General features: G+C 60.7%; 20 protein-coding genes and 4 tRNA genes. 18 read left to right on the top strand and 6 right to left on the bottom strand.

Annotated features, from left to right (window positions below; genetic code table 11):
- Window positions 1–231: 231 nt before the first annotated feature.
- The gene (locus OVA00_RS31650; protein WP_034795452.1) at window positions 232–2,685 is read left to right on the top strand and encodes a penicillin-binding protein 1A; all 2,454 of its coding nucleotides are present in this window, start codon (window positions 232–234) and stop codon (window positions 2,683–2,685) included.
- A 97-nt stretch (window positions 2,686–2,782) separates the two neighbouring features.
- A protein-coding gene (gene prfB, locus OVA00_RS31645; protein WP_112771310.1) for a peptide chain release factor 2 occupies window positions 2,783–3,914 on the top strand; the annotation gives its coding sequence in 2 pieces (ribosomal slippage) (window positions 2,783–2,851 and window positions 2,853–3,914; 1,131 coding nt in all).
- Window positions 3,915–3,982: 68 nt separating this feature from the next.
- Here prfB and OVA00_RS31640 read toward each other — a convergent pair.
- Entirely contained in the window at window positions 3,983–4,471 is a 489-nt protein-coding gene (locus OVA00_RS31640; RefSeq protein ID WP_060606539.1) for a hypothetical protein, read from the bottom strand.
- 102 nt (window positions 4,472–4,573) lie between these two features.
- On the bottom strand, window positions 4,574–5,347 hold the full coding sequence (locus OVA00_RS31635) for an NAD kinase (protein ID WP_034795458.1): 774 nt from the start codon (window positions 5,345–5,347) through the stop codon (window positions 4,574–4,576).
- Window positions 5,348–5,504: 157 nt separating this feature from the next.
- Here OVA00_RS31635 and OVA00_RS31630 point away from each other — a divergent pair.
- Window positions 5,505–5,580: transfer RNA gene (locus OVA00_RS31630), tRNA-Thr, on the top strand.
- Window positions 5,581–5,686: 106 nt separating this feature from the next.
- Here the strand turns inward: OVA00_RS31630 and OVA00_RS31625 are convergent.
- On the bottom strand, window positions 5,687–6,013 hold the full coding sequence (locus OVA00_RS31625) for a hypothetical protein (RefSeq protein WP_200949988.1): 327 nt from the start codon (window positions 6,011–6,013) through the stop codon (window positions 5,687–5,689).
- Window positions 6,014–6,040: 27 nt separating this feature from the next.
- On the opposite strand from OVA00_RS31625, the gene OVA00_RS31620 reads away from it, so the two are divergent.
- Window positions 6,041–6,514, top strand: coding sequence for a hypothetical protein (locus OVA00_RS31620; RefSeq protein ID WP_210187431.1), 474 nt, complete (start codon window positions 6,041–6,043; stop codon window positions 6,512–6,514).
- Window positions 6,515–6,711: 197 nt separating this feature from the next.
- On the opposite strand, the gene OVA00_RS31615 is transcribed toward OVA00_RS31620, so the two are convergent.
- Window positions 6,712–7,653, bottom strand: a complete 942-nt coding sequence (locus tag OVA00_RS31615; RefSeq protein WP_034795460.1) for a LysR family transcriptional regulator — start codon at window positions 7,651–7,653, stop codon at window positions 6,712–6,714.
- 137 nt (window positions 7,654–7,790) lie between these two features.
- Between OVA00_RS31615 and OVA00_RS31610 the strand changes: the two genes are divergently transcribed.
- A complete protein-coding gene (locus tag OVA00_RS31610; RefSeq protein WP_034795463.1) occupies window positions 7,791–8,411 on the top strand; it encodes an FMN-dependent NADH-azoreductase in 621 nt (206 codons plus the stop codon).
- A gap of 130 nt (window positions 8,412–8,541) precedes the next feature.
- A complete protein-coding gene (locus OVA00_RS31605) occupies window positions 8,542–8,832 on the top strand; it encodes a hypothetical protein (RefSeq protein WP_113554562.1) in 291 nt (96 codons plus the stop codon).
- A 193-nt stretch (window positions 8,833–9,025) separates the two neighbouring features.
- Here OVA00_RS31605 and OVA00_RS31600 read toward each other — a convergent pair whose 3' ends face one another.
- On the bottom strand, window positions 9,026–9,901 hold the full coding sequence (locus tag OVA00_RS31600) for a TrmH family RNA methyltransferase (RefSeq protein WP_060583574.1): 876 nt from the start codon (window positions 9,899–9,901) through the stop codon (window positions 9,026–9,028).
- 218 nt (window positions 9,902–10,119) lie between these two features.
- Between OVA00_RS31600 and OVA00_RS31595 the strand changes: the two genes are divergently transcribed.
- The 3 genes from OVA00_RS31595 to tuf all read left to right on the top strand — a co-directional run bounded on the left by OVA00_RS31595 (window position 10,120) and on the right by tuf (window position 11,754).
- Window positions 10,120–10,204 (top strand) — tRNA-Tyr (locus OVA00_RS31595).
- Between the two features lie 23 nt (window positions 10,205–10,227).
- Window positions 10,228–10,301, top strand: a tRNA-Gly gene (locus tag OVA00_RS31590).
- A gap of 277 nt (window positions 10,302–10,578) precedes the next feature.
- Window positions 10,579–11,754 (top strand): elongation factor Tu, encoded by a 1,176-nt coding sequence (gene tuf, locus OVA00_RS31585; protein ID WP_034795467.1) that lies wholly within the window; start codon window positions 10,579–10,581, stop codon window positions 11,752–11,754.
- A 15-nt stretch (window positions 11,755–11,769) separates the two neighbouring features.
- Here the strand turns inward: tuf and OVA00_RS31580 are convergent, their stop codons facing one another.
- Window positions 11,770–12,306: a GrpB family protein gene (locus OVA00_RS31580; RefSeq protein ID WP_162770745.1), complete on the bottom strand. Its 537-nt coding sequence runs from the start codon at window positions 12,304–12,306 to the stop codon at window positions 11,770–11,772.
- Between the two features lie 252 nt (window positions 12,307–12,558).
- Between OVA00_RS31580 and OVA00_RS31575 the strand changes: the two genes are divergently transcribed.
- The 9 genes from OVA00_RS31575 (at window position 12,559) to rpoC (ending at window position 25,003) form a co-directional block, all read left to right on the top strand.
- A tRNA-Trp gene (locus OVA00_RS31575) sits at window positions 12,559–12,634 on the top strand.
- Between the two features lie 197 nt (window positions 12,635–12,831).
- The gene (gene secE, locus OVA00_RS31570; RefSeq protein WP_034795473.1) at window positions 12,832–13,032 is read left to right on the top strand and encodes a preprotein translocase subunit SecE; all 201 of its coding nucleotides are present in this window, start codon (window positions 12,832–12,834) and stop codon (window positions 13,030–13,032) included.
- 16 nt (window positions 13,033–13,048) lie between these two features.
- The gene (nusG, locus tag OVA00_RS31565) at window positions 13,049–13,579 is read left to right on the top strand and encodes a transcription termination/antitermination protein NusG (protein ID WP_034795476.1); all 531 of its coding nucleotides are present in this window, start codon (window positions 13,049–13,051) and stop codon (window positions 13,577–13,579) included.
- Between the two features lie 208 nt (window positions 13,580–13,787).
- Window positions 13,788–14,219, top strand: coding sequence for a 50S ribosomal protein L11 (gene rplK, locus OVA00_RS31560; protein ID WP_034795479.1), 432 nt, complete (start codon window positions 13,788–13,790; stop codon window positions 14,217–14,219).
- 4 nt (window positions 14,220–14,223) lie between these two features.
- Entirely contained in the window at window positions 14,224–14,922 is a 699-nt protein-coding gene (gene rplA / locus OVA00_RS31555) for a 50S ribosomal protein L1 (RefSeq protein ID WP_034795482.1), read from the top strand.
- A 330-nt stretch (window positions 14,923–15,252) separates the two neighbouring features.
- The gene (gene rplJ, locus OVA00_RS31550) at window positions 15,253–15,771 is read left to right on the top strand and encodes a 50S ribosomal protein L10 (protein ID WP_034795485.1); all 519 of its coding nucleotides are present in this window, start codon (window positions 15,253–15,255) and stop codon (window positions 15,769–15,771) included.
- Between the two features lie 58 nt (window positions 15,772–15,829).
- Complete coding sequence (gene rplL / locus OVA00_RS31545) at window positions 15,830–16,207, top strand: 50S ribosomal protein L7/L12 (protein WP_034795489.1); 378 nt, start codon at window positions 15,830–15,832, stop codon at window positions 16,205–16,207.
- Window positions 16,208–16,473: 266 nt separating this feature from the next.
- Window positions 16,474–20,613: a DNA-directed RNA polymerase subunit beta gene (gene rpoB, locus OVA00_RS31540; RefSeq protein WP_034795492.1), complete on the top strand. Its 4,140-nt coding sequence runs from the start codon at window positions 16,474–16,476 to the stop codon at window positions 20,611–20,613.
- A gap of 184 nt (window positions 20,614–20,797) precedes the next feature.
- Entirely contained in the window at window positions 20,798–25,003 is a 4,206-nt protein-coding gene (gene rpoC / locus OVA00_RS31535; RefSeq protein ID WP_268090304.1) for a DNA-directed RNA polymerase subunit beta', read from the top strand.
- Window positions 25,004–25,051: the final 48 nt, after the last annotated feature.

Below are 25,051 nucleotides of genomic sequence, written 5' to 3'. Positions count from 1 at the left end.
GCACAATCCGGGACCTAACCGGAATTGCGCCCGGATTTGTTGAGAAACGAGTTGAAGCCCGGAGTTCCCCGCCATATGAGGAGCCGGGCTAGGTGGGGCGTTGCGACGCCAGACGATTTCTCGTGAGAGAGTTTGGTCGGCCCGCTGTATAGAAGCCGGCAGGACAGAGCATGGACTGTCAGTCGGGCGGTTCGGCAATTGGACGATAATTAAGGTACCGGTATCTGACTGATGATCAGGCTGATTGGATATTTCTTCGGGATTGGCGCGTTTCTGCTGCTGGGTGTGGCCGGGGCCGTGGCGCTCTATCTTGGTGTCGTCACCAAGGACCTGCCGGATTACGAGGTTCTGGCGAAGTATTCGCCGCCGGTGACCACGCGCTTCCACGCCGGCAACGGCGCGCTGATGGCGGAATATGCCCGCGAGCGGCGTCTCTATCTGCCGATCCAGGCCATCCCGGATCGCGTCAAGGCGGCCTTCATCTCGGCTGAAGACAAGAACTTCTATCAGCACCCGGGCGTTGACATCACCGGTCTTGCGCGCGCCATCGCAGTGAACCTGCAGAACTTCGGCTCCGGCCGTCGCCCGGTCGGCGCCTCGACGATCACGCAGCAGGTGGCCAAGAACTTCCTGCTCTCGTCAGACCAGACGATCGACCGCAAGGTCAAGGAAGCAATTCTCTCCTTCCGCATCGAGCAGGCCTACACCAAGGACCGCATTCTCGAACTCTATCTCAACGAAATCTTCTTCGGCCTGAATTCCTACGGCATAGCCGGTGCGGCGCTGACCTATTTCGATAAGTCTGTGACTGAGCTTACCATTGCCGAGACCGCCTATCTCGCAGCCCTTCCGAAGGGCCCGGCCAACTATCATCCGTTCCGCAAGACCGAAGCGGCGCTTGAGCGCCGCAACTGGGTAATCGACCGCATGGTCGAGAACGGCTACGTCACCAAGGCCGATGGCGAAGAAGCCAAGAAGCAGCCGCTCGGTGTCAACCCGCGTCGCGGCGGGGCGCATCTCTTCGCCTCCGACTTCTTCGCCGAGGAAGTCCGCCGGCAGATCATCCAGAAATACGGCGACAACGCCCTCTATGAAGGCGGCCTGTCGGTTCGCACCTCGCTCGATCCGCGGCTGCAGATCGCCGCGCGCAAGGCGCTGCAGGCGGGTCTGCTCAGCTACGACGAGCGTCGCGGCTTCCACGGCCCGGTCAAGTCGATCGAAATCGGTGGCGATTGGGGCGAGCCGCTGGGCGCTGTCGTTGCCTTCAACGACGTGCCGGAGTGGAAGCTTGCCGTTGTTCTCTCCGTCGATGGACAGGGCGCCGAGATCGGCATTCAGCCGGAGAAGGAAGCCTCGGGCAAGATTGTCGCCGAGCGTGTCACCGGGCATATCTCCGCCAAGAACATGCAGTGGGCCTACCGTTCCGCCAGCGGCGACCGCAAGTCGGCGAAATCGCCTGAAGGCGTCTTCGGCGCCGGCGACGTCATCTATGTCGAGCCACTGCCGGAGAAGGGCGAATACCGCCTGCGCCAGCCGCCGAAGGTGCAGGGTGGCCTCGTCGCCATGGACCCGCAGACCGGCCGCGTTCTGGCGATGGTCGGCGGCTTCTCCTATGGCCAGTCGGAATTCAACCGCGCGACGCAGGCGATGCGCCAGCCGGGTTCGTCGTTCAAGCCCTTCGTCTACGCGGCCGCCCTCGACAACGGTTATACGCCTGCATCGGTCATTCTCGACGCGCCGATCGAGATCGTCGCTGGTGGCCAGGTCTGGCGCCCGGAAAACTACGGCGGCGGCTCGGCCGGTCCGTCGACGCTGCGTCTCGGCATCGAGAAGTCGCGTAACCTGATGACGGTTCGCCTTGCCAACGACATGGGCATGAACCTTGTCGCCGAATATGCCGAGCGCTTCGGCATCTACGACAAGATGCCGCCGCTGCTTGCGATGTCGCTGGGCTCGGGCGAAACGACTGTTCTGCGCATGGTCTCGGCCTATTCCGTGCTCGCCAACGGCGGCAAGCAGATCAAGCCGTCGCTGATCGACCGTATTCAGGACCGCTACGGCAAGACGATCTTCCGTCACGAGGACCGCACCTGCGACAACTGCAACGCCGGCGATTGGCAGAGCCAGGAAGAACCGGTTCTCACCGACAACCGCGAGCAGGTTCTCGATCCGATGACCTCCTACCAGATCACATCGATGATGGAGGGCGTGGTGCTGCGCGGCACGGCTGCCGGCAAGATCAAGCTCGATCGTCCGGTTGCCGGCAAGACCGGTACCACCAATGACGAAAAGGACGCCTGGTTCGTCGGCTACACGCCGGACATGGTTGCAGGCCTCTATCTCGGCTTCGACAACCCGGCCCCGCTTGGCCGCGGCGCGACCGGCGGCAGCCTCGCCGTGCCGATCTTCAACGACTTCATGACAGAAGCGGTGAAGGGCACGCGCCCGAGCAAGTTCGTCGTGCCCGAGGGCATGAGCATGGTCGCCGTCAACCGCAAGACCGGCATGGCCGCCCAAGAGGGCGAGCCGGACACGATCATCGAGGCCTTCAAGCCCGGCACCGGCCCGGCCGACACCTTCTCGGTCATCGGCGGTCTTGACCAGTACGTGCCGCCAGAAGAGATCCTCAAGAACTCGCCGCAGGCGAACCAGGCAGTGACCTCCGGTTCCAACGGCCTGTTCTAATCCTTATCCCCTTCACGCGATGCCCGCCGCCTTTACATCAGCGGTGGGCATCGCTATTTGACGCTCACTTTCCTATCGGTTCACAAGAAGCAGGATCATGCGCAGCGAAATCGAGAACATTGTCGACGAAATCAAGCAGGCCATAAGCCTGCTGAGGAGGCATCTTTGACTGGGATCAGGCGGTAAGACGACTGGACTGGTTGAACAACAAAGCGGAAGATCCGGCGCTTTGGAACGACGCTTCGGAAGCGCAGAAGCTGATGCGCGAGCGCCAGCAACTCGATGACGGCATCAATGGCCTGCGCCGTTTCGAGCAGCAACTCAATGACAACATCGAACTCATCGAACTCGGCGAGGAAGAGGGCGACGCCGCCATCATCGCTGACGCCGAACAGGCGTTGCGGGATCTCAGAAACGAAGCGGCGAAGAAGCAGGTCGAAGCCATGCTCTCGGGCGAGGCGGATCAGAACGATACCTATCTCGAAGTGCATTCGGGTGCCGGCGGTACCGAAAGCCAGGACTGGGCCAACATGCTTTTGCGCATGTACACCCGCTGGTCCGAGCGCCAGGGGTACAAGGTCGAGCTTATGGAAATCCAGGACGGCGAAGAGGCCGGCATCAAGTCTGCGACGCTGCTCGTCAAGGGCCACAATGCCTATGGCTGGCTGAAGACCGAATCTGGCGTGCACCGCCTGGTTCGCATCTCGCCCTACGACAGCAACGCGCGCCGCCACACCTCGTTCTCCTCGATCTGGGTCTACCCGGTCGTCGATGATTCGATCCAGATCGACATCAACGAGAGCGATTGCCGTATCGACACCTACCGCTCGTCGGGCGCCGGCGGTCAGCACGTCAACACGACCGACTCGGCCGTGCGCATCACGCACATCCCGTCGGGCATCGTCGTGCAGTGCCAGCAGGAACGTTCGCAGCACAAGAACCGGGCGAAGGCCTGGGACATGTTGCGTGCGCGCCTCTACGAGGCCGAACTGAAGAAGCGGGAAGAGGCCGCCAACGCCGAAGCCGCGTCGAAGACCGACATCGGCTGGGGCCACCAGATCCGCTCCTACGTTCTGCAGCCCTATCAGCTGGTCAAGGACATGCGCACCGGCGTTGAAAGCACGGCACCGGGCGACGTTCTCGACGGCGAACTCAACGAGTTCATGGAGGCCGCCCTTGCGCACCGCGTCAGCGGCGGCGCGGATGCCGTCGTGGATGATCTGAACTAAGGCAGACAGCGGTCTGCACCAGTGCAATTGAAGAGGGCCGGGTGTTCGCATCCGGCCCTTGCTTTTGCTCAGTTGGAGGCACGCTCGATCTTGATGTCGCCGAGATCGTCGATGAGCACGGTCCAGCTCTCAGGCTCTCTCACCGACGGGTCCGTCTTCAGATAGACGGTCGCAAACATGCCGGGCTGCGCGGTGACGCCGGTCGAGGTCTCCGGGCGGATGTCGGTGACGTAGGCCTTGAGCGCGGAGAATTCTTCGAGTTCCGCCGACGAAATCACCACAGGGCCGGCCGAGGTCGCTGCCACCTGCTGCAGATGGATCTGGGCGGTTCCATCCGCCTGGCGAAGCGCGATCAGCTTGTAGTAACCGCGCCGGGCGTCGCCCGGCTTCTCGGCGGCCGCGTTCGGATCGAGGGATGAAAGCGGCTCTCCGCTTTCCTCCCAGTAGCCGGTGCTGGTCACGAAGGTCGCCTCAGGCGGAACGATGTTGGCATCCTGAGCCTTGGCGCCGGCACTGCTGAGAAACAGGAACAGCGCGAGGAGGGCGGATCTGTGCATTGGGTCGTCGTCCTTAAGGCGGCGGCTCGGTTGCCGTTTGCTGCGGGCCGGCGGAAGCCTGGCCGGCATGATGATACCATAGGTCGCGCGGAGAACGTGCGCTCAGTTCGAAAACTGCTCGGCGAGGATGCGATCCGACCAGGAATGATCGGGATCCGAGAGGATGCGCGCCGTCATGTTTTCCGATTCGGCGATCTTCACCTTGACCACGGACTTCACTTCCTGATGGTCGGCCACCGCGTTTACCGGCCGCTTGTCGGCCTCAAGGATTTCGATCTCGACTGTGACATGGTTCGGCAGAAGCGCGCCACGCCAGCGGCGCGGGCGAAAGGCACTGACCGGGGTCATCGCCAGAAGCGGGGCCTCGAGCGGCAGGATCGGCCCGTGGGCGGAGAGATTGTAGGCGGTGGAGCCGGCAGGGGTGGCGACCAGCAGGCCGTCGCAGGTCAACTCCTCCAGCCTTGTCTTGCCATCGATCAGGACGCGGAGCTTCGCCGCCTGGTAGGACTGGCGGAAAAGGTAGACCTCGTTGATCGCAAGTGCCGTGAAGCTCTCGCCATAGACGTCGGTCGTCTGCATCTCCAGCGGATGAAACGCGTTCTCGACTGCCTGGCAGATGCGGTCAGTCAGGTTCTCGGTGCTGTAGCGGTTCATCAGGAACCCGACCGAGCCACGGTTCATGCCGTAGACCAGCTTGCCGCTGTTCATGGTCTGATGCAGCGTCTGCAGCATGAAGCCGTCGCCGCCAAGCGCGACGATCACGTCGGCCTTCGACGGATCATGGTCGCCATAGATCGCCTTGAGATCAGCCGCAGCCTTTTGTGCCTCTTCCGCGGACGAGGCGAGAAAGGCTAGGGAAGTGAACGTTCGGGCCATGAAACTCTAGTCCGCTCGATATGTTATGCGCCGCCAGCGGCAATCTCTCTCTATCGTTTCTGGCATGGCCCGGAACCGAACGCATCTGAAAAATTGGGAGAATTCGCAATTTTGCTTTACACCACATGAGATTATGGTAACTCCCACCAAAGCAAGTGCCCTTATAGCTCAGTTGGTAGAGCGGCTGATTTGTAATCAGTAGGTCGGGAGTTCGAGTCTCTCTGGGGGCACCACTTCATTTCTTCCCCATTGTTTTTTCCGAATTTTTGGCGGCTATTCGAGCCGGAATTTCAGGTTCGGCGTGTTGCCGCGGGTATACCGTCGGCGCAAAGCGAGCAGTTAGTCACGCATCGCAAAGATGGCCATGAACACTGGTGTGCCGATCAGAACGCCGGCAATCGAAAATAGCGGCCCATAGATCAGCGCGCTCAGCGGTATGCCGGCGATGCATACCGCAATGCCATCCTTCAGGCAGTTGTACGGCCCGCCCTCGAATATGCCGTAGACGGGTAGGAACAGCCCCGCGACGATAAGGCTTACAAGGAACGCCAGGACGGCGGAGATGATCAGTCTTCCAAGAGTTCTCATCCTCCTGAAATATAGGGAATCAGTGGTTTCGGCCACCGCCGATTGTTTCTCCAGCGCCGATGAACGGAGGACGAGCATTCGTCAGCTGGCTCTCTTGGAAAGGTCTTGGTCATCGAACACGTTCTTTCGGCTGCCGCCAAAAGCAGCCTTACCAACCCCGCGGCACTGGCGCCGGTCAGATGGGCGGTCGTTCTGCTTTGTGGGTTTGTCGTCTGGAGCCCTGCCAACGCGCAGGAGGGATCCGATTGGGCGGAGATGAGTTCGGGCGCGACCCAAGTTTCCGGTTTGGGGGCGGTCCGCTATTCCGTGGGATACAGCAACATCGGTTATGACCACTTTCGTTCGGAGATCGTGGTTGAGTGGCGTGACGGCGGCAAGCGGACGCAGACGATCTACGAAGGCATCTATGACAATCCCCCTGCGAAGGTCTGGGGTGCTAACGACCATCTCTGCGTTTCGATGGAGGCTTGCGCGCGATCGACGGACGCCTGCACAGTGGAGGTGATTGCCTATCGATATGACGTCGGCGCCAAGTCTTTTGCCGAGCTTGCTGACGGCGGCGAGTTTTGCCGCCGATGAGATGCGGAGCCTTGGTCGGAGTAAGCGGTCAACGCTCGATCGATCACCGGCTCCCGCATCGCTTGGTCCGGCGCTCTCCGTGCGTCTCGAGATCGTGACGCCGGTGCAGTCCGGGCAATGGTTCACGATTCGCGATCCCGACGGCGACGTGCTGATGATCTGCCGCTGCTGATCGGAAAAGCCGCAGCGCGGCGGCATCAGATGTCGAAGGACGGTCCCATGCGCACCGGAACCTCGCGGCATTTCTGCAGGGCGTTGAGCAGGTTTTCGGCGAGATAGTCGATCAGCGCCCGGGTCGCCGGCAACATGCCCTGGCGGGACGGGAAGACGAGGTGCACGACGACGTCGTTCGACGTCCATTCCGGCAGCACCGGTGCAAGGACGCCGGCGCGGAAAGCGCGCTCGCAGATATGGTCAGGCAAGAGGGCGACCCCCATCCCTTCGATCGCGGCGCGTTCGAGAATCAGGAAATCGCTGCAGCCGACGATCGGACGATGGGTGATTTCCGTCGTGTTGCCATCGATCGAAACCAGCCGCCAGACATCGGTCGGGTGCTGTTCGTTCATCGACAGCGTCGCCTGCTGGCTGAGGTTCTCGATCGTGATCTCGCCGGCGCGGGCGAGGAAGGTGGGGCTGGCTGCAAGCCGCTCGCGAACCTCGCCGAACTTGCGGATGATGAGTTGGTTGTCCGTATCGAGCTGCCCGCGGGCGCGCAGCGCCACGTCGACCCGCTCTTCTATCAGATCGATGCGACGGTTGGTGGCGGTGATCAGCAGCCGGACGCCGGGGTAGCGGCGGTGAAACGCCGGCAGGATGTCGGCAAGCATAGGGGTGAAACCGAGCGGGCAGGCGAGCCGCACCGTGCCCGAGGGCTCCGCGCGCACGGCGGCGATCTCGGCTTCGGCGGCAGCCACCCCGTCGAGAAGGCTCTGGCAATGCTCATAGAAGACCCGGCCGATATCGGTGACACGCAGCTTGCGGGTCGAGCGCTCCAGCAACCGCACACCGAGCTGCTCCTCGAGGCGGGCCACATGTTTGCTGAGCTTGGATTTGGGTATATTGAGGTCCCGTGCCGCAGCACTGAAGCCGTTGTTTCGCACGACGGCGGCAAAAAGCCCGAGGTCGTTCAGATCCTGCATTGTCCTGTCTCCGAGGTGCGGATGATGGGTATGATTGTTTCCGTCTGGAAACAGTATGTCAAATATCCGCTGGCTTATCGGGCCATTGTTTTCCCCTCATATGTGGATCACCGCAACGTAAACACAAAGGTGTTCCCATGAACGTTCTTCATATCGACTCCGGTATCCTTGGCGACCACTCGGTTTCCCGCCGTCTGACGGCCGCCCTTGCCGCGCAGGTCAAGGCTGACCGCCCGGATGCGCAGGTGACCTATCGCGACCTCGCTGCCAGCTCGCTGCCCCATCTGACCGGCGCCCAGATCATGGCCCCGGCCGACCTCGAAGGCGTCGACGCGGGTCTCGCTGCCGACGTCAAGCTTGGCCGCGACATGCTGGAAGAATTCCTCGCCGCCGACACCGTCATCATCGGCGCTCCGATGTACAACTTCGGCATTCCGAGCCAGCTGAAGGCCTGGATCGATCGCATCGCCGTCTCCGGCAAGACTTTCCGTTACACCGAGAATGGTCCGGAAGGCCTCGCCAAGGGCAAGAAGATTATCGTCGCCTCGACCCGCGGCGGCCACTACTCCGCCGGCCCGGCAGCCGTCATGGATCACCAGGAATCTTACCTGAAGACGGTCTTCGGCTTCCTTGGCATCACCGATGTCGAATTCGTGCGCGCCGAAGGCCTGAACCTCAGCGCCGACAGCAAGCAGTTTGCGATCGCCGAGGCCGAAAAGACCATCTCGGAAGGCAGCGTGCTTCGCCTGGCGAGCTAAGACCAAATTCAGCGGATCACCGAGGTGATCCGGTGGGAGGGGCGTATGCCCCACGTGCGGACGGTGCCGGTTGCGCAAGCAGCCGGCATTGTCCGTTTTCGAACATCGATATCTGCTTTATAATGCCCTCATGATGGACGGGCGGGCGATCCTTTGGGGCATGACCGCTGCGGTGGCCTTTTTGCTCGCCGCCGAAGTGACCTTTGCTGCGCCGCCGGATCATGGCTGCACCTGCCGCAATCGAGACGGTTCCAAATACGAACTTGGGCAGGTCGCTTGCCTGCGTGTCGACGGCAACGCCTATCTCGCGCGCTGCGAGATGAACCTCAACGTCACGACCTGGAAGAAACTGCGTGAAGGCTGCCCTACGGCTGGCATGAGCACACCGGGTAGCCTTGCGGAGCAATCGATCCGTTTCTGACGCAGAAGAGCGGCTTGCCGTCCTCATTCCGATCTTTTTCGAAACTGCACGGCGCAGCGCTCCGCGATCCCACCGGTGCGGAAATTTCCACAGGCGCTATTTCGCGTTACCGCCTCGGCTTTGGCGCCGTTGTCTGTGAGCTGCGGAGGGCCGCCGCGCTTTGCGGTGAGGCGGCCCGGAACGCCTGGTGATGTCAGCGCTTCAGATGCTGGCGCGCCGCATACATCGCGATCGCCGCTGCGTTCGATACGTTCAGCGACTTTATCGCGCCGGGCATGTCGAGCCGGGCAAGATCGTTGACGATCGAGCGGGTCTTCTGCCTAAGCCCCTTGCCCTCGGAGCCGAGAACGAGGGCGATCTTTTCGCCGCTGAATGTCCCTTCCAGCGGCTGCGGCCCTTCCGAATCAAGGCCGATCGTCTGGAAGCCCAGCCGATGCAGTTCCTCGATGGCATCGCCAAGGTTGGTGATCTGGATATAGGGGATCATCTCAAGCGCGCCGGAGGCCGACTTGGCGAGCACGCCCGATTCGGTCGGGCTGTGGCGCATGGTGGTGATCAGCGCGCCGGCATCGAAGGCGACAGCCGAGCGCATGATGGCGCCGACATTGTGCGGATCGGTCACCTGGTCGAGCACGAGAATCAGCGGGCAGTCGCGCAGAGCCTCGAGCCGGCGATGCGGCAGCGGGCGGGTCTCGAGCATCACGCCCTGGTGGATCGCGTCGGGACCGAGAATCTTGTCGAGATCCTGCGGCGTCACCGTTTCGACCGGGAAGGGCAGGGCCGAAAGCTCGCCGAGTTCCAGACGGGCGGCCGCGTTCGGCGTAACGCTGAGACGGATGACCTCGCGCGCCGGATTGTCCAGCGCCGCGCGAACCGTGTGCAGGCCATAGAGTAGAACTTGCTCGGGCGAGAGCGGCTGCGGCTTCCAGTCGGCCGGCGCCTTTCGGCGCTTGTCCTCTCTTGGCGTGGGGATTTCGCCACGTTCCCGCTTGGCGTCGCGATGCGCGCGCCGAAGGTTGGCGTAATGGGTGTCCTTGGCGCTCTTGTCGCCGGTGCGATCTTTGCTCATTGGCGTCTTATAGAGAGGTTGCACGCGGGGCGAAACGGTTTTCAGCGTCGGGTCCCTTTTTTACGGCTGTGGAGAAAATCGGAAATTTTCCGCTGACCCGTGTTGACAGGACGAAACGGGGCAGTCATATACCCGGCCACAGATCGAGAGCGGCACGGCCAAGTCGCTGGTTGTCTCACGATCTCAAATGCTTGGTCGAAAGATCCCGACAGAATAATGGAGGGATGCCCGAGTGGTTAAAGGGGACGGACTGTAAATCCGTTGGCTCAGCCTACGTTGGTTCAAATCCAACTCCCTCCACCATTCTGCTTCTGGATCGAAGGCCCGCGGGTATAGCTCAATGGTAGAGCAGCAGCCTTCCAAGCTGAATACGCGGGTTCGATTCCCGCTACCCGCTCCAATAGCGGCTTGCTCCTTCTTTTCGAATTAATGTAGAAAGTTAACGTTCATCGCTAAGCGTTTGAATGTTTTGCTGCGGCTGCGATTCGTAGCTCGATAGCATCGAATCTTGTAGCGGCGTCGCGCGCTTCTTATATATCGGCAGGAAAAGGCCAGCGGCGGCCGGTCCGGGCGCGCGCAATTAAGTCTTGCGCAAATCCCCTGAAACCCTTAAACGGCTCCACAAACCGGCCCTGCCGGCTGATCATTATTCATACTTGACCACAGGAAACGTACCCATGGCAAAGAGCAAATTTGAGCGCAACAAGCCGCACGTTAACATTGGCACGATTGGCCACGTTGACCATGGCAAGACGTCGCTGACCGCAGCGATCACGAAGTACTTCGGCGAGTTCAAGGCGTACGACCAGATCGACGCTGCTCCGGAAGAAAAGGCCCGTGGTATCACGATTTCGACGGCGCACGTTGAGTATGAGACGCCGAACCGTCACTACGCTCACGTTGACTGCCCCGGCCACGCCGACTACGTCAAGAACATGATCACCGGTGCAGCGCAGATGGACGGCGCGATCCTGGTTTGCTCGGCTGCTGACGGCCCGATGCCGCAGACCCGCGAGCACATCCTGCTCGCTCGTCAGGTTGGCGTTCCGGCAATCGTCGTGTTCCTCAACAAGGTCGACCAGGTTGACGACGCCGAGCTTCTCGAGCTCGTCGAACTGGAAGTTCGCGAACTTCTGTCGTCCTACGAATTCCCGGGCGATGACATTCCGATCATCAAGGGCTCGGCTCTTGCTGCTCTGGAAGATTCGGACAAGAAGATCGGCGAAGACGCGATCCGCGAGCTGATGGCAGCTGTTGACGCCTACATCCCGACGCCTGAGCGTCCGATCGACCAGCCGTTCCTGATGCCGATCGAAGACGTGTTCTCGATCTCGGGCCGTGGTACGGTTGTGACCGGTCGCGTTGAGCGCGGCATCGTCAAGGTCGGCGAAGAAGTCGAAATCGTCGGCATCCGCGACACGTCGAAGACGACGGTTACGGGCGTTGAAATGTTCCGCAAGCTGCTCGACCAGGGCCAGGCCGGCGACAACATCGGCGCGCTGATCCGTGGTGTTAACCGTGACGGCGTCGAGCGTGGCCAGATCCTGTGCAAGCCGGGTTCGGTCAAGCCGCACAAGAAGTTCATGGCTGAAGCCTACATCCTGACGAAGGAAGAAGGCGGCCGTCATACGCCGTTCTTCACCAACTACCGTCCGCAGTTCTACTTCCGCACGACGGACGTGACGGGCATCGTGACGCTGCCGGAAGGCACGGAAATGGTTATGCCGGGCGACAACGTCACCGTTGCCGTTGAGCTGATCGTTCCGATCGCGATGGAAGAAAAGCTGCGCTTCGCAATCCGCGAAGGCGGCCGTACCGTCGGCGCAGGCATCGTTGCCTCGATCGTCGAGTAATCGACTGATTTCAGATCAGTAGAGAGGCCCCGCCGGCAACGGCGGGGCCTTTTTCATTTCGGTTGTCGCCAGGACTTCGTCGATGAAGGCGCGCTTGCCGTGGGTGTAGATATCCCAATCGCCATTGGCCTGCTCTGCGAGTTGCCGCTTCAGGGCTTCGTAGCGGCTGGCGAGTTCGGGAGCGTCACGCAGCCGGTCCCTGAGCACTAGACGTGCCGCATGGGCGGCGTTGTCGTCTCCACAGAGATAGAGCCGCGTGCCATAGGCAAGCGTCGCCATAGTAAACGTCCACAGGCCGCTTGCGTGCGGGTCGCCGTGAAAGGTGTAGCCAGCGTTGCAGAGGCGATCGCTGAGCTCCGGCAGCTCCGCTACGTCCTCTACCACCGCATCGATATCGATCTTCGGCTTCGCGGCCAGTCCGGGTATCGCCGTGCTTCCGATGTGGTGGATCTCGCGGACGAAAGGCGAGAGCAGGGCGGTGATGGAAAGCGCCCGCGCCTCAAAGAGCGACGGCCAGAGAGGATCATATTCGACCAGCGTGATGCGCGACATGCGAATCGATTCCGGTGAGGAGCTTCTGGCAGGATAGCGAATGCCCGCAGCGCCGCGACCATTTCTGAGTGGCGAGGCAATGACTTGCCTTTCTTTGTGGGGCACTGCGGCCGGCAGGGCAGGGGATAGATGCGATTGAATGCGGATTTTTTCGGATCGGCGTTGAAAGGTGCTTGTCATCCTCCGGCAAACTGAATATGAAGCCGCTGACTTGAGGCGGCGAGACGTTGTTGAACGGGCACGCAGCCGAATAGGGGTATAGCTCAGTTGGTAGAGCGGCGGTCTCCAAAACCGCAGGTCGGGGGTTCGAGCCCCTCTGCCCCTGCCATTCTCTCCAGGCTTGCATAAGAGCTGAGGGTTCGGCAGAGTAAGTTTAAGGATCGGTTAGCCGGTCGACGAAATTCACAGAAAAGACTGATTGGCTCTTGTGGTTTTTAGAATCGGTCTTTATGTAAGGTCCAAACAGACACGCGGTGCGTGGGGCTGAATCATCGGCTTTACGCGCCGTAATGGCGTGAGCATTACATGGCATCCAAAACGAATCCGGTAACGTTTCTGCAGCAGGTTCGCTCTGAAACGTCGAAAGTGACTTGGCCCTCTCGGCGCGAGACGATGATCTCGACGTTGATGGTCTTTGTCATGGTCTTTTTTGCCGCTGCCTTCTTCTTTGCTGCGGACCAGTTGATGGGTTGGGCGATCGGCCTCATCCTCAACGTTGGCGCTTGATTGGGTGGAGGCTAGTATGGCTGCGCGCTGGTACATTGTTCACGCCTATTCGAACTTCGAAAAGAAGGTCGCTGAATCGATCGAGGAAAAGGCCAAGCAGAAGGGTCTCGAGCATCTGTTCGAGAAGATTCTCGTGCCGACCGAGAAGGTTGTCGAAGTGCGTCGCGGCCGCAAGGTCGACGCCGAGCGCAAGTTCTTCCCGGGCTACGTTCTGGTTCGCGCCAACCTGACGGATGAGGCTTTCCATCTCATCAAGAACACGCCGAAGGTAACCGGTTTCCTCGGTACCGACAGCAAGCCGGTTCCGATTCCGGACCATGAAGCCGAGCGCATCCTCGGTCAGGTCCAGGATGGCGTCGAGCGTCCGAAGCCTTCGGTCTCGTTCGAGATCGGCGAGCAGGTTCGCGTCTCCGACGGTCCGTTCGCCTCGTTCAACGGCGTCGTTCAGGATGTCGACGAAGAGCGTTCGCGCCTCAAGGTCGAAGTTTCGATCTTCGGCCGCGCGACCCCGGTCGAGCTGGAATACGGTCAGGTCGAGAAGGTCTGATAAGGCCTTAAAAGGATAGGGTGGGTTTAGGCCCATTCTGGCGGAGAAATCCGCATGCGCGTGGAAGGATGCCGGCCTTAGCCGGGTCGGATGTTCCGTACCACGCAACCGCAGCCGCCGGCCATTGAGGTCGGCAAGAGCCGGGTAACTGGCATAACAGGTCCCTGGAGCGATCCGTCGCGAGGGGATTTCAGAAAGGCAGAGAGAAATGGCTAAGAAAGTTGCAGGCCAGCTCAAGCTGCAGGTGAAGGCTGGGGCGGCCAATCCGTCTCCGCCGATCGGTCCTGCGCTCGGTCAGCGTGGCATTAACATCATGGAATTCTGCAAGGCGTTCAATGCCGCCACGCAGGAAATGGAAAAGGGTATGCCGATCCCGGTCGTCATCACCTATTACCAGGACAAGTCCTTCACCTTCGTCATGAAGCAGCCGCCGGTCAGCTACTTCCTGAAGAAGGAAGCAAAGATCCAGTCCGGCTCGAAGACCCCCGGCAAGGGCGGTTCGGCTGGCAAGCTCACCAAGGCTCAGATCAAGTCGATCGCCGAAGCCAAGATGAAGGATCTCAATGCTGCCGATATCGAAGGCGCAATGGCCATGATCGAGGGCTCTGCCCGCGCTATGGGCCTGGAAGTGGTAGGCTAAGACCATGGCGAAGATTGCAAAGCGAGTACAGAAGTCCCGCGAGGGCGTTGACCCGACGAAGATCTACGGTCTTACCGAAGCCGTCTCGATGGTCAAGGAACGCGCAACTGCCAAGTTCGACGAAACCGTCGAAGTTGCGATGAACCTCGGCGTTGACCCGCGCCACGCTGACCAGATGGTCCGCGGCGTTGTCAACCTGCCGAACGGCACCGGCCGCTCGGTTCGCGTCGCCGTTTTCGCACGTGGCGCCAAGGCTGACGAAGCCAAGGCTGCTGGTGCTGACGTCGTTGGCGCAGAAGAGCTTGTCGAAATCGTCCAGGGCGGCAAGATCGATTTCGATCGCTGCATCGCCACCCCGGACATGATGCCGCTCGTCGGTCGCCTCGGTAAGGTTCTCGGCCCGCGTGGCATGATGCCGAACCCGAAGGTTGGCACGGTTACGATGGATGTCGCTGGTGCCGTCAAGGCTTCCAAGGGCGGCGCCGTTGAGTTCCGCGTCGAGAAGGCCGGTATCGTTCACGCTGGCATCGGCAAGGCGTCCTTCGACGCCAAGGCACTGGAAGAAAACATCCGTGCTTTCGCTGACGCCGTGATCAAGGCAAAGCCGACCGGCGCCAAGGGCAACTACGTCAAGCGCGTCGCGATTTCGTCGACCATGGGCCCGGGTCTCAAGATCGACCCGGCCACGCTCAGCGTCGCCTAAAGAATTTTCGGGCTTCGGCCCGAGAAAGAGTTTCCGGCCCTTCGGGGCCGGAAATCCGGATTTCGATCCGGAACTCCTGTCCGAGATTGCGGGTGGTTATACCTTAATCACTTCGGCCTGCATGAGACGGGTAAGATCTGAATTTCGCCATGACGCCGGAGGCGTCGAAATTCGGTTCGAACCTCGCTTGCCTTGTGTCAGACCCGGCTCTTCCGGGAACGCCAAGGGACAGGATCCTTAAGCGTTATCAGGGATCGAGCTCGATCTCGGGTGACAAAGGCAAACCCGATGGGGCTGCATTATTGCAACCCTGTCTACTGGAGACAGACAGTGGAAAGAGCGGAAAAACGCGAATTCGTCACGGAGCTGAACGAAGTCTTCAAGGCTTCCGGTTCGGTTGTCGTGGCCCACTATGCTGGTGTCACAGTTGCGCAGATGAACGACTTCCGTTCGAAGATGCGCGCTGCTGGCGGCACCGTCAAAGTCGCGAAAAACCGCCTGGCCAAGATCGCTCTTCAGGGCACCGAGTCGGAAGGGATGACCAATCTCTTCAAGGGTCAGACGCTGATCGCATACAGCGAAGACCCGATCACGGCTCCTAAGGTTGTCATGGATTTCGCCAAGACCAACGACAAGCTCGTTGTTCTCGGTGGCGCCATGGGCACGACCACGCTCAACGCCGAAGCAGTCAAGTCGCTTGCGACCCTGCCTTCGCTCGACGAGCTGCGCGCAAAGCTGCTGGGCCTTCTCAATGCCCCGGCAACCCGCGTCGCAACGGTTGTTCAGGCACCGGCAAGCCAGCTTGCTCGCGTGTTCTCGGCCTATGCCAAGAAGGACGAAGCCGCCTAAGGCGGATTTTCGCTGTTGTATTTAAAACCAGTTCGAACCGAACAAAAGGAAAAGTAAAATGGCTGATCTCGCAAAGATCGTTGAAGACCTCTCCTCGCTGACCGTTCTGGAAGCTGCTGAGCTTTCCAAGCTGCTCGAAGAGAAGTGGGGCGTTTCGGCTGCTGCTCCGGTAGCTGTCGCTGCTGCTGGCGGCGCTGCTGCTCCGGCTGCTGCTGAAGAAGAAAAGACCGAGTTTGACGTTATCCTCGTTGACGCTGGCGCCAACAAGATCAACGTCATCAAGGAAGTTCGCGGCATCACCGGCCTCGGCCTCAAGGAAGCCAAGGACCTGGTCGAAGGCGCTCCGAAGCCGGTTAAGGAAGCAGTTTCCAAGGCTGAAGCTGCTGACCTCAAGAAGAAGCTCGAAGACGCTGGCGCCAAGGTTGACGTCAAGTAATTCGGCTACATGCAAGGGGAGGTGGCCTTTTCAGGCCGCCTCTCTTTGACCGTTTTTAGAACATATTACCCAAAAGCCTGTCGAAAAACGGCTTTTGGGTAATGGGTTCTTCAAGAGGATGGTCTCGAACGGAAGGCAGCACAGCAATCCGCGCTGAGCGTTTTTCGTTGGTTGGACGAGATTGAACTACTCATGATTGACGGGGTCGACTGGCCATCGGTTCCCGTCCGTTGCAGGCCCGGATGCAAGATTGACAAGGAGCGACGATGGCTCAGACCCTTTCGTTTAACGGTCGCAGGCGCGTACGCAAGTTTTTTGGTAAAATTCCAGAAGTCGCAGAAATGCCGAACCTCATCGAGGTTCAGAAGGCATCCTACGACCAGTTTCTGATGGTTGAAGAGCCCAAGGGCGGTCGCCCTGATGAAGGGCTCCAAGCTGTTTTCAAGTCCGTTTTCCCGATCAAGGACTTCTCGGGCGCATCGATGCTTGAATTCGTTTCGTACGAATTCGAGCCGCCGAAGTTCGACGTCGAAGAATGCCGTCAGCGCGATCTGACCTACGCAGCGCCGCTCAAGGTGACGCTGCGCCTCATCGTGTTCGATATCGACGAGGATACCGGCGCGAAGTCGATCAAGGACATCAAGGAACAGAACGTCTACATGGGCGACATGCCGCTCATGACCGACAACGGTACCTTCATCGTCAACGGCACCGAGCGCGTCATCGTTTCGCAGATGCACCGTTCGCCGGGCGTGTTCTTCGACCACGACAAGGGCAAGAGCCACTCGTCGGGCAAGCTGCTGTTTGCGGCCCGTGTCATTCCTTACCGCGGTTCCTGGCTCGACATCGAGTTCGACGCCAAGGATATCGTTCATGCCCGTATCGACCGTCGCCGCAAGATTCCGGTGACGTCGCTGCTGATGGCGCTCGGAATGGACGGCGAGGAAATCCTCGACACCTTCTACACGAAGTCGCTCTACCAGCGCGACGGCGAAGGCTGGCGCGTGCCGTTCCAGCCGGACGCCCTTAAGGGCCAGAAGGCCATCACCGAGATGGTCGACGCCGACACTGGCGAAGTCGTTGTTGAAGCTGGCAAGAAGCTGACCCCGCGTCTGCTGCGCCAACTGCAGGAAAAGGGCCTGAAGGCGCTCAAGGCGACCAATGATGACCTCTACGGCAACTACCTTGCCGAAGACGTCGTCAACTACAGCACCGGCGAGATCTATCTCGAAGCCGGCGACGAAATCGACGAGAAGACCCTTCCGGTCATCCTCTCGGCTGGTTTCGACGAGATCCCGGTTCTCGATATCGACCACATCAATGTCGGCGCCTACATCCGCAACACGCTGACCGTAGACAAGAACGAGAACCGTCAGGACGCCCTGTTCGACATCTACCGCGTCATGCGTCCGGGTGAACCGCCGACCATGGATTCCGCGGAAGCCATGTTCAACACGCTGTTCTTCGATGCCGAGCGCTACGACCTCTCGGCCGTCGGTCGCGTCAAGATGAACATGCGTCTCGACCTCGAAGTTGCCGACACCGTGCGCATCCTGCGCAAGGAAGACATCCTGGCTGTCGTCAAGATGCTCGTCGAGCTGCGTGACGGCAAGGGCGAGATCGACGACATCGACAACCTCGGCAACCGCCGTGTTCGTTCGGTCGGCGAGCTCATGGAGAACCAGTACCGCCTCGGCCTGCTCCGCATGGAGCGCGCGATCAAGGAACGCATGTCCTCGATCGAAATCGACACGGTCATGCCGCAGGACCTGATCAACGCGAAGCCGGCTGCGGCCGCCGTTCGCGAGTTCTTCGGCTCCTCGCAGCTGTCGCAGTTCATGGACCAGGTGAACCCGCTTTCGGAAATCACCCACAAGCGCCGTCTTTCGGCTCTTGGCCCGGGTGGTCTGACCCGCGAGCGCGCCGGCTTCGAAGTCCGCGACGTTCACCCGACCCACTACGGCCGTATTTGCCCGATTGAAACGCCGGAAGGCCCGAACATCGGTCTGATCAACTCGCTTGCAACCTTTGCCCGCGTCAACAAGTACGGCTTCATCGAAAGCCCGTACCGCAAGATCGTTGACGGCAAGGTGACGAACGACGTCGTCTATCTCTCCGCAATGGAAGAGGCGAAGTACCACGTTGCCCAGGCAAACTCGGTTCTCGAGAACGATGGCTCGTTCGCTGAAGAGTTCGTTGTTTGCCGTCACGCCGGCGAAGTTATGCTGGCGCCGCGCGACAACATCAACCTGATGGACGTTTCGCCGAAGCAGCTCGTTTCGGTCGCAGCGGCGCTCATCCCGTTCCTCGAGAACGACGACGCCAACCGCGCACTGATGGGCTCGAACATGCAGCGTCAGGCCGTGCCGCTGCTGCGCGCCGAAGCACCGTTCGTCGGTACCGGCATGGAGCCGGTCGTTGCCCGTGACTCCGGCGCTGCTATTGCAGCCCGTCGTGGCGGTGTCGTCGACCAGGTTGACGCGACCCGTATCGTTATCCGCGCCACCGAAGACCTCGATCCGTCGAAGTCGGGCGTCGATATCTACCGTCTGCAGAAGTTCCAGCGCTCGAACCAGAACACCTGCGTCAACCAGCGCCCGCTGGTCACCGTCGGTGACATCCTGAACAAGGGCGACATCATCGCTGACGGTCCGTCGACCGACCTCGGTGACCTGGCTCTCGGCCGCAACGCGCTCGTCGCGTTCATGCCGTGGAACGGCTACAACTACGAAGACTCGATCCTGCTCTCCGAGCGGATCGTGCGCGACGACGTGTTCACCTCCATCCACATCGAAGAATTCGAAGTGATGGCGCGTGACACCAAGCTGGGTCCGGAAGAAATCACTCGCGACATTCCGAACGTTTCGGAAGAAGCGCTGCGCAACCTCGACGAAGCCGGTATCGTTTATATCGGTGCAGAGGTTCAGCCGGGTGACATCCTCGTCGGCAAGATCACGCCGAAGGGCGAAAGCCCGATGACGCCGGAAGAAAAACTTCTGCGTGCCATCTTCGGTGAAAAGGCCTCCGACGTTCGCGACACCTCGATGCGCATGCCCCCGGGCACCTTCGGTACCGTCGTCGAAGTTCGCGTCTTCAACCGCCACGGCGTTGAGAAGGACGAGCGCGCGATGGCGATCGAGCGCGAGGAAATCGAACGCCTCGCCAAGGACCGCGACGACGAACAGGCGATCCTGGACCGCAACGTCTACGCCCGTCTCGTCGACATGCTGCGTGGCCACACGGCCGTTGCCGGCCCGAAGGGCTTCAAGAAGGGCACCGAGCTTTCGAACCTCGTCGTCAGCGAATACCCCCGCTCGCAGTGGTGGATGTTCGCCGTCGAAGACGAAAAGGCTCAGGGCGAGATCGAAGCTCTGCGCGCCCAGTACGACGAATCCAAGTCGCGCCTCGAACAGCGCTTCATGGACAAGGTCGAGAAGGTCCAGCGCGGCGACGAAATGCCTCCGGGCGTCATGAAGATGGTCAAGGTCTTCGTCGCTGTGAAGCGCAAGATCCAGCCGGGTGACAAGATGGCCGGCCGTCACGGCAACAAGGGCGTTGTGTCGCGTATCGTACCGATCGAAGACATGCCGTTCCTGGAAGACGGCACGCATGTCGACGTCGTTCTGAACCCGCTCGGCGTGCCTTCGCGCATGAACGTCGGCCAGATCCTCGAAACCCACCTTGGCTGGGCTTGCGCCGGCATGGGTCAGAAGATCGGCGCGATGCTCGACGCCTACAAGGCAGGTGCCGATATCCAGCCGCTGCGCGACACCATCGACAGCGTCATCGGGTCGGGCCCGAAGGGTGAGCCGATCAAGCAGTACGACGACGAGTCGATCGTGCGCCTGGCCGAGCAGACCCGTCGCGGCGTTTCGATCGCAACGCCGGTCTTCGACGGTGCTGTCGAAGCCGACGTCAACGAGATGCTGGAGCAGGCAGGTCTGAAGGTGACCGGTCAGTCGACGCTCTATGACGGCCGTACCGGCGATCAGTTCGACCGCCAGGTGACCGTGGGCTACATCTACATGTTGAAGCTCAACCACCTGGTCGACGACAAGATCCACGCCCGTTCGATCGGTCCGTACTCGCTCGTCACCCAGCAGCCGCTCGGTGGTAAGGCGCAGTTCGGCGGTCAGCGCTTCGGGGAAATGGAGGTCTGGGCGCTCGAAGCGTACGGCGCCGCCTACACCCTGCAGGAAATGCTGACGGTCAAGTCGGACGACGTTGCCGGTCGTACCAAGGTCTACGAAGCGATCGTCCGTGGCGACGATACCTTCGAAGCGGGCATTCCGGAGAGCTTCAACGTTCTCGTCAAGGAAATGCGCTCGCTGGGCCTTTCGGTCGAGCTCGAAAACTCGAAGGTCGACGAGGCTGGCGCGGCGCAGTTGCCCGACGCAGCCGAGTAAAGAGACCCAAGGTGCGTGCCGCTCATGCGGCGCGCACCGTTTCCGCCGGGAGACGCTGACGTCTCCGGCAGGAACGAAGCCGCAGCCAATGCGGTTTTAGCTGTTTATGGGGCAGGGGCCGGCGCCCGGGATTTGTCGGCACCCTCGCCAAGCTCAGGGCGTAAAGCCCGTAAAGGAGACAGGCATGAACCAAGAGGTCATGAATCTTTTCAATCCGCAGGTGCCTGCACAGACCTTCGATTCCATTCGGATTTCGATCGCCTCGCCGGAGAAGATTCTTTCCTGGTCTTACGGTGAGATCAAGAAGCCGGAGACGATCAACTACCGCACGTTCAAGCCGGAACGCGACGGTCTGTTCTGCGCGCGCATCTTTGGACCGATCAAGGACTACGAGTGCCTGTGCGGCAAGTACAAGCGCATGAAGTACAAGGGCATCATCTGCGAAAAGTGCGGCGTCGAAGTGACGTTGTCGCGCGTTCGCCGTGAGCGCATGGGCCACATCGAGCTCGCCGCTCCCGTTGCCCACATCTGGTTCCTGAAGTCGCTGCCGAGCCGCATTTCGACGCTGCTCGACATGACGCTGAAGGATGTCGAGCGCGTTCTGTACTTCGAAAACTACATCGTCACCGAGCCGGGTCTGACGTCGCTGAAGGAAAACCAGCTTCTCAGCGAAGAAGACTACATGCTCGCCGTCGACGAGTTCGGCGAAGACCAGTTCACCGCCATGATCGGCGCCGAAGCGATCTACGAGATGCTCGCTTCGATGAACCTGGAAAAGATCGCCGGCGACCTGCGCGCCGAGCTCGCTGAGACGACCTCGGATCTGAAGCAGAAGAAGCTGATGAAGCGGCTGAAGATCGTCGAGAACTTCATGGATTCCGGCAACCGCCCGGAATGGATGATCATGAAGGTCGTTCCGGTGATCCCCCCGGATCTGCGTCCGCTCGTGCCGCTCGACGGTGGCCGCTTCGCGACGTCGGATCTGAACGATCTCTATCGCCGCGTCATCAACCGTAACAACCGTCTGAAGCGCCTGATCGAACTGCGCGCTCCGGGCATCATCATCCGCAACGAAAAGCGCATGCTGCAGGAATCTGTCGATGCGCTGTTCGACAACGGCCGTCGTGGCCGCGTCATCACCGGCGCCAACAAGCGTCCGCTGAAGTCGCTGTCCGACATGCTCAAGGGCAAGCAGGGCCGCTTCCGTCAGAACCTGCTTGGCAAGCGCGTCGACTATTCCGGCCGTTCGGTCATCGTGACCGGTCCGGAACTGAAGCTGCACCAGTGCGGCCTGCCGAAGAAGATGGCGCTCGAGCTGTTCAAGCCGTTCATCTACGCGCGTCTTGACGCCAAGGGCTTCTCGTCCACCGTCAAGCAGGCAAAGAAGCTCGTCGAAAAGGAAAAGCCGGAAGTCTGGGATATCCTCGACGAGGTCATCCGCGAGCACCCGGTTCTCCTCAACCGTGCGCCGACGTTGCACCGCCTGGGCATCCAGGCCTTCGAACCGACCCTGGTCGAAGGCAAGGCGATCCAGCTGCACCCGCTCGTCTGCACGGCCTTCAACGCCGACTTCGACGGTGACCAGATGGCCGTTCACGTGCCGCTGTCGCTCGAAGCTCAGCTCGAAGCCCGCGTGCTGATGATGTCGACAAACAACATTCTGCACCCGGCAAACGGCGCGCCGATCATCGTTCCGTCGCAGGACATGGTTCTCGGTCTCTACTACTTGTCGATCCTGAACCAGAACGAGCCGGGCGAAGGCATGGCGTTCTCGGACATGGGCGAGTTGCACCACGCGCTCGAAACCAAGGCCGTGACGCTGCACGCCAAGATCCGTGGCCGCTTCAAGACCGTCGACGCCGAGGGCAACCCGGTTTCGAAGATCTATGAAACCACGCCTGGCCGCATGATCATCGGCGAGCTGCTGCCGCGCAACGTCAACGTGCCGTTCGATACCTGCAACCAGGAAATGACCAAGAAGAACATCTCCAAGATGATCGACACGGTCTACCGTCATTGCGGCCAGAAGGACACGGTCATCTTCTGCGACCGCATCATGCAGCTCGGCTTCGCCCATGCCTGCCGCGCCGGCATTTCGTTCGGCAAGGACGACATGGTCATTCCGGACACCAAGGTGAAGATCGTCGGCGACACTGAAGCGCTCGTGAAGGAATACGAGCAGCAGTACAATGACGGCCTCATCACCCAGGGCGAAAAGTACAACAAGGTTGTCGACGCCTGGGGCAAGGCGACCGAAAAGGTCGCCGAAGAAATGATGGCCCGCATCAAGGCGGTCGAGTTCGACGACAATGGTCGCCAGAAGCCGATGAACTCGATCTACATGATGTCGCACTCGGGTGCTCGTGGTTCTCCGAACCAGATGCGCCAGCTGGGCGGCATGCGTGGCCTCATGGCCAAGCCGTCGGGCGAAATCATCGAGACGCCGATCATCTCGAACTTCAAGGAAGGCCTGACCGTTAACGAGTACTTCAACTCGACCCACGGTGCCCGTAAGGGTCTGGCAGACACCGCCTTGAAGACCGCGAACTCCGGTTACCTGACCCGCCGTCTCGTCGACGTCGCGCAGGATTGCATCGTCAACTCCGTCGATTGTGGCACCGACAAGGGCCTCACCATGACGGCGATCGTCGATGCCGGTCAGGTCGTGGCTTCGCTTGGCGCTCGTATTCTCGGCCGTACGGCTCTGGACGACATCGATCACCCGGTCACGGGCGCTCGCATCGTCGACGCCGGCCGGATGATCCTTGAACCGGATGTCATCGAGATCGAGAAGGCTGGTATTCAGTCGATCCGCATTCGCTCGGCGCTGACCTGCGAAATCCAGACGGGCGTTTGCGGCGTCTGCTACGGCCGCGACCTGGCTCGTGGTACGCCGGTCAACATGGGCGAAGCGGTTGGCGTTATCGCCGCACAGTCGATCGGTGAACCGGGCACCCAGCTCACCATGCGTACCTTCCACTTGGGCGGTACGGCGACCGTGGTTGACCAGTCGTTCCTCGAAGCGTCCTACGAAGGTACGGTTCAGATTAAGAACCGCAACATGCTGCGCAACTCTGACGGCGTTCTCGTCGCCATGGGTCGTAACATGGCCGTCCAGATCCTGGATGAACGTGGCGTCGAGCGGTCCTCGCAGCGCGTTGCCTACGGTTCGAAGATCCTCGTCGACGACGGCGACAAGGTGAAGCGCGGTCAGCGTCTCGCCGAATGGGACCCCTACACCCGTCCGATGATGACGGAAGTGGAAGGTACCGTTCACTTCGAAGACGTCGTCGACGGCATCTCGGTTCTGGAAGCGACCGACGAGTCCACCGGCATCACCAAGCGTCAGGTTATCGATTGGCGTTCGACGCCGCGCGGTACGGACCTGAAGCCGGCGATCGTCATCAAGGACAAGAACGGCGCAGTCATGAAGCTGTCGCGTGGTGGCGACGCCCGCTTCATGCTTTCGGTTGACGCCATTCTGTCGGTAGAACCGGGCACGAAGGTTTCGCAGGGTGACGTGCTTGCACGTTCGCCGCTCGAAAGCGCCAAGACCAAGGACATCACCGGTGGTCTGCCGCGCGTTGCCGAACTGTTCGAAGCACGTCGTCCGAAGGATCACGCCATCATCGCTGAGATCGATGGTACGATCCGATTCGGCCGCGACTACAAGAACAAGCGTCGCGTTCTGATCGAGCCGGCGGAAGACGGTGTCGAGCCGGTCGAATACCTGATCCCGAAGGGCAAGCCCTTCCATCTTCAGGATGGCGACTACATCGAAAAGGGCGACTACATCCTCGACGGCAACCCGGCGCCGCACGACATCCTGGCGATCAAGGGCGTGGAAGCACTTGCTTCCTACCTGGTCAACGAAATCCAGGAAGTCTACCGACTGCAGGGCGTTGTCATCAACGACAAGCACATCGAGGTGATCGTCCGTCAGATGCTGCAGAAGGTTGAAATCACCGACGCCGGTGACTCGACCTACATCGTCGGCGACAACGTCGACCGCATCGAGCTCGAAGACGTCAACGACGGCCTGATCGAACAGGGCAAGAAGCCGGCTTACGGCGATCCGGTCCTGCTCGGCATCACCAAGGCCTCGCTGCAGACGCCGTCGTTCATCTCGGCAGCGTCGTTCCAGGAGACCACGAAGGTCCTGACGGAAGCCGCAATCGCCGGCAAGACCGACGGCCTGCAGGGTCTGAAGGAAAATGTCATCGTCGGCCGTCTGATCCCGGCCGGTACCGGCGGCACGATGACCCAGATCCGTAGCATCGCAACCGCGCGCGACGAAATGATCCTGGAAGAGCGTCGTCGCGGCACCGGTGCAGACGTGGCAACGCCGATGCTCGCCGATCTCGCAAGCGAGAACGCGGCAGCCGAATAATGGGGGAGGGCGTGTTCGCCCTCCAACCTCACAGAAGAAGAAGCCGCC

It is taken from the genome of Ensifer sp. SL37, from assembly GCF_026672675.1.
In the GTDB taxonomy this organism is placed as follows: domain Bacteria; phylum Pseudomonadota; class Alphaproteobacteria; order Rhizobiales; family Rhizobiaceae; genus Ensifer; species Ensifer adhaerens.
The sequence above is the reverse complement of the archived record's forward strand: the minus strand, read 5'-3'. Positions and strand labels throughout refer to the sequence as shown.